8 protein-coding genes are annotated in these 14,672 nt (G+C 34.5%); 4 read left to right on the forward strand and 4 right to left on the reverse strand.

Features of this window, described 5'->3' with window-relative positions:
- A partial coding sequence (locus tag H7350_RS13655) for a T9SS type A sorting domain-containing protein (RefSeq protein ID WP_204346485.1) occupies positions 1–3,046 on the forward strand: 3,046 nt, incomplete at its 5' end.
- A 235-nt stretch (positions 3,047–3,281) separates the two neighbouring features.
- On the opposite strand, the gene H7350_RS13660 is transcribed toward H7350_RS13655, so the two are convergent.
- Complete coding sequence (locus H7350_RS13660; RefSeq protein WP_204346486.1) at positions 3,282–3,647, reverse strand: hypothetical protein; 366 nt, start codon at positions 3,645–3,647, stop codon at positions 3,282–3,284.
- Between the two features lie 84 nt (positions 3,648–3,731).
- Positions 3,732–6,284 (reverse strand): ATP-dependent Clp protease ATP-binding subunit, encoded by a 2,553-nt coding sequence (locus H7350_RS13665; protein ID WP_204346689.1) that lies wholly within the window; start codon positions 6,282–6,284, stop codon positions 3,732–3,734.
- 257 nt (positions 6,285–6,541) lie between these two features.
- Between H7350_RS13665 and gyrA the strand changes: the two genes are divergently transcribed.
- Both gyrA and H7350_RS13675 read left to right on the forward strand, forming a co-directional pair.
- Positions 6,542–9,097, forward strand: coding sequence for a DNA gyrase subunit A (gyrA, locus tag H7350_RS13670; protein ID WP_204346487.1), 2,556 nt, complete (start codon positions 6,542–6,544; stop codon positions 9,095–9,097).
- 28 nt (positions 9,098–9,125) lie between these two features.
- Positions 9,126–10,400 carry a tetratricopeptide repeat protein gene (locus tag H7350_RS13675; RefSeq protein ID WP_204346488.1) on the forward strand — a complete coding sequence of 425 codons (1,275 nt, stop codon included), beginning with the start codon at positions 9,126–9,128 and terminating at the stop codon, positions 10,398–10,400.
- Between the two features lie 52 nt (positions 10,401–10,452).
- Here H7350_RS13675 and H7350_RS13680 read toward each other — a convergent pair whose 3' ends face one another.
- Together H7350_RS13680 and H7350_RS13685 are read right to left on the reverse strand one after the other, a co-directional pair.
- Positions 10,453–11,202 (reverse strand): C40 family peptidase, encoded by a 750-nt coding sequence (locus tag H7350_RS13680; RefSeq protein WP_204346489.1) that lies wholly within the window; start codon positions 11,200–11,202, stop codon positions 10,453–10,455.
- A 9-nt stretch (positions 11,203–11,211) separates the two neighbouring features.
- Positions 11,212–12,390 carry an acetyl-CoA C-acyltransferase gene (locus H7350_RS13685; protein WP_204346490.1) on the reverse strand — a complete coding sequence of 393 codons (1,179 nt, stop codon included), beginning with the start codon at positions 12,388–12,390 and terminating at the stop codon, positions 11,212–11,214.
- A gap of 166 nt (positions 12,391–12,556) precedes the next feature.
- On the opposite strand from H7350_RS13685, the gene H7350_RS17200 reads away from it, so the two are divergent.
- Entirely contained in the window at positions 12,557–14,602 is a 2,046-nt protein-coding gene (locus tag H7350_RS17200; protein ID WP_204346491.1) for an HD family phosphohydrolase, read from the forward strand.
- The last annotated feature ends 70 nt before the right edge of the window (positions 14,603–14,672 follow it).

Here is a 14,672-nt window from a genome sequence, read left to right on the forward strand (position 1 = left end):
AGCTAATTCATTCGAGCCAGGATCATTAAGCTATACAAATGGTGGAACTGGAGTTTGTGAAATTTCAGGATCAGTACCAGGAGAATTAAGCGGATCATACGATGAGTGTGGTGGTACATTAGAAGTAGATTGGACGTATACTGATGATTGTCAAAGAACAATTACAGCTAAGAAAACAATCACTGTATTACCAGCACCAGCAGCTGAGTTTGAAGAAGTTGAAAACATGGAAGTTTCATGTGAAGAAGCGGCATCAATTGAAGCAGGATCATTAAGCTATACAAATGGTGGAACTGGAGTTTGTGAAATTTCAGGATCAGTACCAGGAGAATTAAGCGGATCATACGATGAGTGTGGTGGTACATTAGAAGTAAATTGGACGTACACTGATGATTGTCAAAGAACAATCACAGCAAGTAAAACAATTACTGTATTACCAGCACCAGCAGCTGAGTTTGATGAAGTTGAAAACATGGAGATTACATGTCAGGAAGCTAATTCATTCGAGCCAGGATCATTAAGTTATACTAATGGTGGAACTGGAGCATGTGAGATCTCAGGATCTGTACAAGGTGAATTGAGTGGAACATTTAACGAATGTGGTGGAACACTTGAAGTAGATTGGACGTATACTGATGATTGTCAAAGAACAATTACAGCTAAGAGAACAATCACTGTATTACCAGCAGCTGCTGCAGAATTTGAAACAGCTTTTGAAGTTAATATTTCTTGTGAAGAGTTAGATTCATTCGAGCCAGCTCCATTAAGTTATACTAATGGTGAAACTGGAGCATGTGAGATTTCAGGATCTGTTCCTGGTCACGCACAAGACTTCGAAGGAAGCTGTGGAACGTTCTTAGTAGATTATACATTTACTGATGAATGTGGACGTACAATTAATGCTAAGAGAACTGTTAATGTAACAGATAACGAAGCACCAACGTCTACAGGAGTATGTGATAACGAAGAAATGACACTTGAAGGTTGCCCAGCAACTGCTGAAATCTCTCTACAAGTTGGAGATGAAATTAGCATAGCTGATAGAGACTGGACAGTTGGTGGAATTTCTATCGAAGAAATGAACGGTACTTTAGCACCTTGCTTTACTGATAATTGTGCAGATACAAGTGATTTAACTTTCAGAGTTATTTCTAAAAATGCTATCAGAAAAGATTGTGATGCAATACTTACTGTTACATTTGAAGTAGAAGATACTTGTGAAAATGTATCTGAACCATTTACATGTACGTTTATTGTAGTAGATACTACTGAGCCTACATTTAATGAAGAATTACCAGGAGATTTAACTCTAGAGTGTGGTGATGAAATTCCAGAAGCACCAGTGTTAACTGCTAGTGATGATTGTTCAGATGTTACTGTAGATTACGATCCAGGAATGTCTAAGAGAGTTTGTAAAGCTGATGACGCTGGAAACCATACTTTATGGATTAGTAATAAAGGAGGTTTAGGAGCAACTAGTGTAAACTGGACTGCTATTAGCGCAACATCATTTGAGCAATACTCAAACGGTACAGCTAAATTAGAAGGAACAGTAGCTAATGTTAATAATGCGAATCAAATATTCGAATTCATTGCATGGTTTAAAGAAGGTAGTACGTATGAAGAGTGGACATCTACTCCAAATGCTGCGTCTTCAACTGGATTCCGTCAGCCTAAATTAGATGCTGGTACAACTAATGGAGCTACATTAGCAGATGCACAGACTTGGACTTATTACCTAATGGATGAATCTAAAGACAATAAATTAGTTGGGCAAGGTGCCTACGCAGGTGTAGAGTTAGAATTAACTCACAACCCAGCTAACTTAGTATTTGGATTACAATATGGTGAGAAAGCTAGTTTACAGAGCAATGGTCTAGGAGTGTCTACTTGGATTAGAATTAATGGTGAAGTTAACGGAAACGATTACTATAGTAATGGTGACTTTAACGTAGCATTATCTGACTGTATAGATGATCCTAACTTTGAGCCACAAGGTTGTGATGAAACTATTGTTCGTACTTGGACTGCAACTGATGCTTGTGGAAATGTGGCAACGCATACACAAACAATCACAATTAGTGATGATACTGCACCAGTAGTAGATTGTCCAGAAGATGTTGATTTCGGTTTTGTAGATGAAGCGCCAACTCAGTTCGCTGACAAGGCTCCATATACAGATAACTGTAGTGCTTCAGGACAAACACAAGTATTTACTGATAGTCTTACAAATGTTACACCTGGTGAAGAAGTACAAGTTGGATCTGAATTTAGATTCATCTTCGAAGAAGGTTATATCTTAACATTTGGAGATTCACCAGCAGGAACTGTAAACGACGCACCTTATTATCAAGGTTATGTTACAGATTACGCAGGTAACTATTTACCTCAGTATGGTAACTTTGAGTTGATTTACTACTTTAATGGTGTATTTGCAGACTACAGTGTAGTTCAAAATGGAGATGAAGTTGGATATGGACCAATAATCGATGGTTTACCTTCTTGTAACTCTGAAGATTGGTACATAGAAAGCACTAACGGTCATAACAAAGCTATGGTTGTTGAATGTGGGCAGTTTGAAACTACTGCAGAGTATGAATTTACTCGTACTTTCTATGCAACTGATGATTGTGGAAATGTTGGTGAGTGTTCTGTAACTTATACATGGAGCACAGAATACCAAGCTCCTGCTAGAGCTAGCAATGCTACTGATGAGAATTTCGCATTCTACCCTACAAACAGGGATCCAGAAGCAGCTCAAGCTAGAACTGAAGGTGTAACAATCGACTTTACTGCTTATCCAGTACCATTCGATAAGGAAGTTAATATTGCATACTCATTTGAGTTTGAAACTAATGTAACTATTGAGTTATTTGATACTAAAGGTCTATTGATCTTAACTGAAACTAACGATAGATATGTTACAGGTTCTAACGGTAAATCTACTTTTGATTTATCAAGAATATCAAATCAAATGTTCTATGTGAAGTTAACAACAAGTCAAGGTTCTGTTACTAAGAAGATTGTATCTTCTGGTAAGAAGTAATTGATAAATAATTAGGGAATTTCCCTAAGGGTAAATAAAAAAGGCAGCTATTTAATAGCTGCCTTTTTGTATTTAATAAACTGATATTGTAGGGATGCATATAATTATCACAGTTTAACACAGTAAAAACCCTCTAGTGCTTAATATAATAGCAATTGAGGAAAAGGAAGTAACTGTTTAAATGATAAGAAGTAACTAAGGTTTCTTATAGCAAAAAAAAGGAAAGAAGATTGAATTATTTAATAACTGAGCGTGCCCATTCAATAGCCTCATCTAAAGTGTCAAAAATTTCGAAAGGCTTATTGAGAAATAACTTTTCTATTTGAGCTGCACTCTTGGCCATATAATTTTTTGATACAACACAAAATCCGACAAGATTATTAATCTTTGAAGTTTCATTATATACTGCTGGATCTACAGAATATGAATTTATTCTGTGAGTGATATAAACAAATGGATTGTTCTTAAAATAAGTGTTAGCTACATTTTTTAAAATTTCGTTATGCTCAGATGTAATATTAACACCTGTATTTACGGTAACTACCATGTAGCTGTCATAAATGTGAATCACACAAAAGTTTAATGTTAACTTATCTGTCATATTTTAAAGTTAATCAATCTAAAAGCTTGAAACAAAAAAAAGCCTCTTTATTTAAAGAGGCTTTTTTTTTAAATAGGTCAATTATTATGATTCGGTCTGTGTTTCAGACTTCTCTATTTTGATCGTTAATTCATCAGATTTAGCGTCTAAATCCATAATAATTGTATCGCCTTCATGCAGTTGAGAATTAATTATTTCTTCTGCAAGAGCATCTTCTATATATTTTTGAATAGCTCTTTTTAGCGGTCTGGCTCCATAATCTTTATCAAAACCTTTTTCAGCAATATAATCTTTAGCTTTTTTCGAAAGTTTAAGCTTATATCCTAAATCTTTAATTCTTTTAATAAGATGTGCTAATTCGATATCAATAATTTTATTGATGTCTTCTCTTTCCAAAGCATTAAAAACCATCACGTCATCTATTCGGTTTAAAAATTCAGGAGCAAATGCTTTTTTCAATGCATTTTCAATAATACTCCTTGAATTATCATTAGCTTGAGCCGCTTTAGCAGAGGTTCCAAAACCAACACCTTGTCCAAAATCTTTAAGTTTCCTAGCACCAATATTAGAAGTCATAATAATGATTGTATTTCTAAAATCAATTTTACGACCTAGGCTATCTGTTAGATATCCATCGTCTAATACTTGTAAAAGCATATTAAATACATCTGGATGTGCCTTTTCGATTTCATCTAAAAGTATTACAGCATAGGGCTTACGACGAACTTTTTCAGTGAGTTGACCACCTTCTTCATAACCAACGTAACCTGGAGGTGCTCCAATTAATCTTGAAATCGCAAATTTTTCCATGTATTCACTCATGTCAATTCTTACAAGAGCTTCTTCACTGTCAAAAAGTTCGCGAGCCAGTACTTTGGCTAACTGCGTTTTACCTACTCCTGTTTGACCTAAAAAGATAAATGAGCCAATTGGCTTATTAGGATCTTTAAGTCCAGCACGATTACGCTGAATAGCTTTTACAACCTTCGCAACAGCTTCATCTTGACCAATAACCTTGCCTTTTATTAATTCTGGCAATTGCGCTAGTTTGTTACTTTCGGTTTGAGCAATTCTGTTTACAGGTATTCCTGTCATCATTGAGACCACATCAGCTACATTATCTTCACTAACGATTTCTCTATGTTGTTTGGTTTCTTCTTCCCATTTTTCTTGAGCTACAGCTAATTCTTTTTCAAGACGTTTTTCGTCATCTCTTAATTTAGCAGCTTCCTCATATTTTTGTTTTTTTACAACTTTATTTTTGGTCTCTTTTACTTCTTCTAGTTTCTTTTCTAATTCTAGAATCTGTTTAGGAACATCAATGTTTGTAATATGAACACGAGATCCTGCTTCGTCTAAAGCATCAATAGCTTTGTCTGGTAAAAAGCGCTCGGTCATGTATCTGTTTGTTAATTTTACACAAGCTTCAATAGCTTCCTGAGTATAATCAACATTGTGATGTTCCTCGTATTTCCCTTTGATATTGTTAAGGATTTCTATGGTTTCTTCTACGGATGTAGGCTCAACAATGACTTTTTGAAATCTACGTTCTAAAGCGCCATCTTTTTCAATGTATTGTCTGTATTCATCAAGTGTTGTAGCACCTATACATTGAATTTCGCCTCTTGCAAGTGCAGGCTTGAACATGTTTGAAGCATCTAAACTTCCGGTTGCTCCACCAGCTCCAACAATGGTATGAATTTCATCAATAAAGAGAATGATATCATCATTTTTTTCTAATTCATTCATAACTGCTTTCATACGCTCTTCAAATTGCCCACGATATTTTGTACCAGCAACAAGGCTGGCTAAATCTAAGGTGACAACGCGTTTGTTGAAAAGAATTCTTGAAACTTTACGTTTCACAATTCTGAGCGCTAATCCTTCAGCTATAGCAGATTTACCAACGCCAGGTTCTCCTATTAATAAAGGATTGTTTTTCTTTCTACGACTTAAAATTTGCGAGACACGTTGTATCTCCTTTTCGCGTCCAACAACTGGGTCTAGTTTTCCTTCTTCTGCTAGTACAGTTAAGTCTCTTCCAAAATTGTCTAAAACAGGAGTTTTGGACTTTTTTGTTGATTTAGCCGAACTTTGTCCAAAAGGGTTTTCTTTTGCACCTTCTTCTTCCTCATTTGGTTCATCATCAGAGAACGACTCTGACTTAGGAAGATCTATATAATCATCATCATTTGTTATCATAAATTTGAATTGTTCTTTTACATTATCATAATCCACCTTTAACTTATTTAAAAGCTTAGTAGTTGGGTCGTTTTCATTTCTTAAGATACACAATAGTAAATGTGCTGTGTTAATAGATGTACTTTGAAACAGCTTAGCTTCTAAAAAAGTTGTTTTTAAAGCACGCTCTGCCTGTCGAGTTAGGTGTAGGTTTTTCTTCTCATTAGAAGTTACCGTAATATTAGGGTTTGCAGGGCTTAAAATTTCAACCTTACGTCTTAAATGATCAAGGTCTATATCCAGCGCATTCAATATATCTATAGCTTTGCCATTGCCATCACGAAGTAAGCCTAACATTAAATGTTCGGTACCAATAAAATCGTGACCCAATCGCAACGCTTCTTCTTTGCTATATGCAATTACATCTTTAACTCTTGGGGAAAAATTATCATCCATAGTAATTTCTTTCTGCATTAAAAATAATAAAATCTATATATAAAAGGGCAAAAACTATACCTTAAATATAGTACCAGTACTAATAGAGTGAAAAAAGTTTACAAATTCAAAGTATTTAACAAGATACTTATTAAAAATCAGCTTAAAATTTGTTAATAAATAGTTTTAAATTTGGAGCATATAAGACGCTTAAACACTATGAAAATCGTTATCTTAGCACGATTTGAAAACCTACAAAAATCTAATTTATATAATATATGGAAGAAGGAGAGAAATTGATCCCTATAAACATTGAGGATGAAATGAAATCTGCCTACATTGATTATTCAATGTCGGTCATTGTGTCACGTGCATTACCTGATGTGAGAGATGGTTTAAAACCTGTTCATAGACGAGTACTTTATGGAATGCATGAACTTGGTGTTAGGTCAAATACTGCTCATAAAAAGTCGGCAAGAATTGTTGGTGAGGTATTAGGTAAATATCATCCACATGGTGATACGTCTGTCTATGACACCATGGTACGTATGGCTCAAGAATGGAGTTTACGTTACATGCTTGTAGATGGTCAAGGAAACTTTGGGTCAATTGATGGTGACAGTCCTGCGGCAATGCGTTATACGGAAGCCAGAATGAAGAAAATATCTGAAGAGATGCTTGCCGATATTGATAAAGAAACTGTAGATCATAAACTTAATTTTGATGATACTTTACAAGAACCAACTGTACTGCCAACCAGAATACCTGGACTTCTAGTTAATGGAGCTTCTGGTATTGCTGTAGGTATGGCTACTAATATGCCTCCTCATAACTTATCTGAAGTTATAGATGGAACAGTTGCTTTTATTGATAATAACGATATTGAAATTGACGAACTTATTCAGCATGTTAAAGCACCTGATTTTCCTACAGGTGGAACCATTTATGGTTATGATGGTGTTCGTGAAGCATTTAAAACTGGTCGCGGACGTATCGTAATTCGTGGAAAGGCTAGAATAGAAGAGGTTCAAGGAAGAGAATCTATTATTGTTACTGAAATTCCATATCAGGTTAACAAGGCTGATATGATTAAAAAAACTGCCGATTTAATTAACGATAAAAAAATCGACGGTATCTCTCTAATTAGAGATGAATCTGATAGAAATGGTATGCGAATCGTCTATGTATTAAAACGTGATGCCATACCTAACATCGTATTAAACATGTTGTATAAATATACAGCATTACAATCGTCGTTTAGTGTAAACAATATTGCATTAGTAAAAGGCCGTCCTCAATTACTGAATCTAAAAGAGATGATTCATTACTTCGTGGAACATAGACATGATGTTGTTGTAAGACGTACCAAATACGAATTAAGAAAAGCAGAAGAACGCGCACATATATTAGAAGGTTTAATTATTGCTTCTGATAATATTGACGAGGTTATTGCACTTATTAGAGCGTCTTCAAATGCCGATGAAGCAAGAGCTAAATTAATGGAGCGTTTTAAGCTTTCAGAAATACAAGCCAAAGCTATCGTAGAAATGCGATTACGTCAGCTTACAGGATTAGAACAAGATAAATTGCGTTCTGAGTATGAAGAGTTGATGAAAACTATCGAAGATTTAAAAGATATTCTTGATAAAAAAGAACGTCGTTACGAGATTATTAAAGATGAACTTTTAGTCATTAAAGAAAAGTATGGTGATGAGCGTCGTTCGCAAATTGAATATGCTGGAGGTGATTTAAGTATTGAAGACATGATTCCTGATGAGCAGGTAGTTATTACTATTTCTCATGCAGGTTATATTAAAAGAACATCACTTACTGAGTATAAAACACAAAATAGAGGAGGTGTTGGTCAAAAAGCATCAACTACACGTAATGAAGATTTCCTAGAACATCTGTTTGTAGGAACTAATCATCAGTATATGTTGTTTTTTACTCAGAAAGGAAAATGTTTCTGGATGCGCGTTTATGAAATCCCTGAAGGAAGTAAAACTTCAAAAGGTAGAGCTATTCAAAACCTAATTAATATTGAGCAAGATGATAAGGTAATGGCATTTATCTGTACTCAAGATTTAAAAGACGAAGACTACATTAACAGTCACTATGTCATTATGGCGACTAAAAAAGGTCAGGTGAAAAAGACAGCTTTAGAGCAGTATTCAAGACCGCGTACCAATGGTATTAACGCCATAACGATTAAAGAAGATGATGAGTTATTAGAAGCAAAGCTAACCACTGGTAATAGTCAGGTAATGTTAGCTTTAAAATCTGGTAAAGCGATTCGATTTGAAGAAGAGAAAACTAGACCAATGGGTCGAAATGCTTCTGGAGTTAGAGGGATTCGTTTAGCAAATGATGCAGATGAAGTCATCGGTATGATTGCCATAGAAAATCCTCAGGAAGAATCTGTTTTAGTGGTTTCTGAAAAAGGCTACGGAAAACGTAGTTATATTGATGATCCAGAAGATGGAGAAGCAATCTACAGAATTACTAATCGTGGAGGAAAAGGAGTTAAGACGATTTCAGTTACTGAAAAAACCGGACATCTGGTAGCCATCAAATCTGTAACCGACGAAGATGATTTAATGATTATCAATAGATCTGGTATTGCCATTCGTATGGAAGTTGCTGATTTACGTGTGATGGGAAGAGCTACTCAAGGTGTTAAACTTATTAATTTAAAAGGTAGTGATTCTATTGCAGCAGTAGCGAAAGTGATGAAAGAAGATGACGATGAAACAGATGAAAAAGATGTTGATTCTACTGATATTCAGGACATTAACGAAAACGGCACAACTATTGATTCTTCAGAAGAAGAATAACATACATTAACACTAAAAATAACTAATAATGAAAAAACAAATCGTAGTTGCTTTAGCACTTTTGGTAAGTACTATGTCATTTTCACAAAAGAGTGAACTTAAAGCTGCTGAAAAAGCAATTAAAACTGGAAATTTTGCCGATGCTAAATCTGCAATTCAATCTGCTGAATCTCTGATAGGAGGAGCTGATGATAAACTAAAAGCTAAATTCTATTTCCTTAAAGGGCAAGCACTTTATGCTAATGGTACAGCGTCTAATTCTGACATAGATGCTGCTATCGAAAGTTTTAATAAAGTAAGTGATGTTGAAGGTTCAAGTAAAGGAAAATACACTGCACAAGTAAGCACATTAAAAACTGAAATTTTAAATAACTTTTTAACTAAGGCAAACTCAGCTTTACAAAGTAAAGATTACGTAAAGTCATCCATTGGATTTGAAAAGGCTTACAGAATGTCTCCACAAGATACTCTGTATTTATATTACGCAGCTTCAACTGCAGTAACAGGTCAAGACTATGAAACTTCTTTGAAGTACTATGAAGAACTCAGAGATTTAGGGTATCAAGGTGTTGAAACGCAATATTTGGCTGTAAATAAAGAGTCTGGTGAAGAAGAATTATTTGACAATCAACTTATGCGTGATGCTTCTGTAAGAGCAGGTTCTCATATTGCTCCAAAGCAAAAAAATACAGAATCTAAATCTGCAGAAATCGTAAAAAATATTGCTTTAATTCACTTAAGTAATGGTGATAACGAGAAGGCTATTTCTGCAATGAAAGATGCCAGAGAACAAAATCCTGATGATTTAGGACTTTTAATTTCTGAAGCTAATGTACATCTTAAAATGGGAAATAAGGACCGTTTTAAAGAGCTAATGCAGGAAGCTACTACCAAAGATCCAGACAATGCTGAGTTGCAATATAACTTAGGTGTAATTGCTGGTGAAGCTGGTGAAGTTGACGCAGCAAAATCGTATTATGAAAAAGCGATAGCTTTAGATCCATCTTATGCAGATGCTTACAATAATATGGCTGTATTAATTTTAGGACAGGAAAAAGAGATTTTTGATCAAATGAATGCATTAGGAACTTCTGCTGCTGATGATAGAAAGTACGAAGAACTTCAAGGTCAGAAACAAAAACTGTATGAATCTGCAATACCGTTTTTAGAAACAACATTAAAGTTAAAACCTAAAAGTATTCAGGCTGCAAAAACATTAATGAATATTTATAGTGCATTATCAATGACAGATAAATTTCAGGATATGAAAGCTAAGGTTGCTGAGTTAGAAGCAGGAAACTAAGTAATACATACATTAAAATAAAAGCGTCCTAATAATTATTGGGACGCTTTTTTTATATGATCTTTTTAATAACTCTTAGTTTGTGAGTGTGTAATTGCCTATCGACATTATATATTCCAGAATGATCTAATCGGTCTATTCTAACTTTTCCGTGGGCATGTATGATATAATTATCTTCCATAATAATTCCTACATGTGTAATTAGGCCATCCTGATTATCGAAAAAAGCGAGATCGCCTGGTTCACTTTCTTCAATAAAACTTAACGCTAGTCCTTGAGTCGCTTGTTGCGAAGCATCACGTAAAATATGATACCCATTGAGTTTGTAAACCATTTGAGTAAATCCTGAGCAATCAATACCAAATGGCGTTTTTCCACCCCATAAATAAGGAGCATTTAAGTATAGAAAAGCTGTTGAAATAAGGTTTGATTTATCTTGTTTAGTTTCAATAAAATTACCATCGAAACTGTGGTTTAATAATTCTAGTCCATTCAAAGAAGAACCAACCGGAATTGTATATAGCTGACTATTTTTGTTTTGAATATACTCAATCAAATCGGTAGATAACTTATGCGGCTGTTGTTTTAGATTTTTATAATCATCTTCAGATATTTCTAAATACTGCTTATTATCTATCCAGCCCTCGTATTTATCAAAAGCCAATCGAATTCTGCTCCAAGTCTTACGCTGTTCAAGTACTTTAAATAGTTCGCCATAGAGCACTTGTGAGACGAGCTCACTTGGATCATTAGGTTCTATTCTAAGAGGAACAATACTCAGATTACAAATTCCGTATTGCATTATTTTAATTTAATTACGTTCTATTACGATTGCCGAAGCACCACCACCACCATTACAAATAGCAGCAGCACCAATTTTTGCATTGTTTTGTTGAAGAACACTTAGCAGCGTAATTATAATTCTAACACCTGAGCATCCAAGAGGATGACCTAATGAAACCGCTCCACCATTAACATTAACATTGCTATCGGTTAAACCTAGAATTTTCATGTTTGCTAATCCAACGACAGCAAAGGCTTCATTAAATTCAAAATAATCGACATCACTTAGCGTTATTCCGGCTTTATCGATAGCTTTAGGAAGCGCTTTAGCAGGAGCTGTCGTAAACCATTTAGGTTCTTGAGCTGCATCTGCATAACTTTTTATAGTTGCTAATGGTTTTAGTCCAAGCGCATCAGCTTTTTCTCTACTCATTAAAACCATGGCTCCGGCACCATCATTAATAGTAGAAGCATTAGCTGCAGTGACAGTTCCATCTTTGGTAAAAGCAGGTCGTAATGCAGGAATTTTATCCATTCTAACATTAGTATACTCTTCATCTTTAGATACGATTATTGGTTCACCTCTACGTTGAGGAACTTCAACTGGAACTACTTCGTCATCAAATTTTCCAGCATCCCATGCAGCAGCAGAACGCTTGTAAGACTGAATAGCAAAAGCATCCTGGTCTTCTCTTGAGAATTCATATTTCTCAGCACAAGCATCAGCACAAACACCCATAGCATTTTGGTCATATACATCTACTAATCCATCTTTTTGCATTCCATCTTCTAATGTCGCTGGTCCAAATTTTGTAGCAGATCTGGCATGGTAATAATGCGGAATTAAACTCATGTTTTCCATACCACCTGCAACAACAATATCGGTATCACCTAAAGCAATAGACTGAGCGGCTTGCATCACAGTTTTCATACCAGAAGCACACACTTTATTGATTGTTGTACACGGAACCGTATCAGGAATACCAGCAAAAATAGCAGCCTGTCTAGCAGGTGCTTGACCAGTTCCAGCTTGAACCACATTTCCCATTAACACTTCTTCAACCAATTCTGGTTTTAGGTTAATTTTATCTAAGGCTCCTTTGATAGCTATTGCTCCTAATTTTGGAGCTGGAATTGTTGATAATGCCCCTAAAAAACTTCCAATAGGAGTTCTCGCTGTTGATACAATAACGACGTCTCTACTCATTTTTAATGTATTTAGTTTGTAGCTGCAAAATTAATCATTTTTTAATTAAAAGGCTGCTTAGATTTAATAAGCTTAGTTCTATTATATTTTCTTACTTTTGAACGTATAAGCATGCCTGTTTAATGTGTTAATTTTCATATCGAAATGTGCTTAAATAAAACTAATAATGAGTGATTTAATCAATAAATGGTATAAAAATCATGCGCTTTTGTATAAAGTGCTTTTATTTTTAAGTACTACATTTTTAATAGTTTATTTATTTCCGAAGAGCGGAAAATTTAGATATGATTTTGACAAAGGGAAGCCGTGGCAATCAGAAATGCTATTAGCTCCTTTTGATTTTGCCATTAAAAAATCCACTGATGAACTTCAGCAAGAACGTATTGAAACTTCTGCTAAAAGTCCGGTTTATTTTGATATTGACACTTCAATTAAATCTTCAGTTTTAGATGCCTATTCAGAAAAGTTTAAAACCTCTTTTGCCGATAGTATTATTAAGCAAAACCCTAACTTGTTTCGAGTTGGCGAATCTGCGTTAAACACGATTTACGAATATGGCGTTTTAGATGAAGATTATGAATATGCCGAGGATAAAAATGTCATCCTTATTGATGATTTCACGCAACATGCTGAAACAAGTTTTTCGAATCTTACAAAACTTAATGGTTTTAGACCAATAATTGAGGAAGCCTTAGATAACAAGGGTTTAGTGAACTTTAATGCTACTTTTGTTTCAGTGTTTTTTGATGTTATTAAGCCTAATTTAAAACTCAATACATCCTTAACGCAAAATGCACTTGATGAACGATTAGAAACAATTTCTACAGTAAGAGGTCATATTGAAAAAGGGACTCTTATTATCTCTAAAGGAGAAATAGTTGAAGGAAATAAATATGATGAATTAAAATCTCTTGAGGCCGAATATGAATCTCAGGTTTGGAATGAATCTAATTATAACTTAATCATTTTTGCTTATGCCTTATTAGTTGCTTTAGCTTTATTAATGTTGTTGTTATTTCTTCGGAAATATCGAATGGAAGTCTTTTTAGATAATACAAAAGTGACCTTCATATTCTTCAATATATTGCTAATGATTTTGTTGACTACACTAGTGATAAATTATAATTCGCAGTATGTTTATGTGGTTCCCTTATGCATCTTGCCATTGGTTTTAAAGGCGTTTTTTGATGCGCGATTAGGATTGTTTGCACATGTACTCACTGTACTTTTATTAGGGTTTATTGTGCCAAACAGTTACGAGTATATGTTTTTGCAAATCATTGCTGGGATTGTCACAATTTTAACGGTTTCTGAATTGTATAAGCGTGCCAACCTTTTTATATCTGTAGGTCAAATTACGCTCATCTATATCATAGCTTACTTTGCGTTTTTTGTTATACAGGAAGGTGATATTAGTAATTTAGATCCTAAGACATTCGGTCTTTTCGTACTTTGTGGTTTAGCAACATTATTTGTACAACCGTTAATCTATATATATGAAAAACTGTTTGGTTTAGTCTCTGATGTCTCTTTATTAGAACTTTCAGATACCAATACTAAATTATTAAAAGAATTATCAAACAAAGCTCCTGGTACATTTCATCACTCATTAAATGTAGCCAATTTGGCCGAAGCATCAGCTAATGAAGTAGGTGCTAATGCAATGTTGATTAGAGTAGGCGCACTCTATCACGATATTGGTAAAATGAAAAATCCGACATACTTCACAGAAAATCAAGCAACTGGAATCAACCCTCATGACGAATTGTCTTCTCGTGAAAGTGCAAAAGTGATTATCGACCATGTACTTGATGGTATAGAAATAGCAAAGAAAAACAATCTTCCTGACCGTGTAATTGATTTTATCAGAACACATCACGGCACAAGTATGGTATATTATTTTTATAAAAAGGAAAAAGATTTGGATGAAACCACATCTGAAGATGATTTCAGGTATCCAGGTCCACAACCTTTTAGTAAGGAAACAGCAATTTTAATGATGTGCGATAGTGTAGAAGCTGCTTCAAAAAGTTTAAAGGAACCTACCTCTACAAAAATCGATAAATTTGTAGAGTCTATTATTACTAAGCAAATGGAAGACGGACAGTTTTTAAATGCTAATATTACCTTTAAAGAAATTCAGTCAATAAAGAAGGTTCTAAAAACAAAGCTTGCAAACATATTTCATTTAAGAATTGAGTATCCGGAATAAATATTTGATAAAAAAAGTTTAAAAAATAGTTGCGTTCTTTGTAATGATAAGTTACATTTGCATCCGCAAT

Origin of the sequence: Psychroserpens algicola (assembly GCF_014526325.1) — a bacterium.
GTDB classification, from domain to species: Bacteria; Bacteroidota; Bacteroidia; order Flavobacteriales; family Flavobacteriaceae; genus Psychroserpens; species Psychroserpens algicola.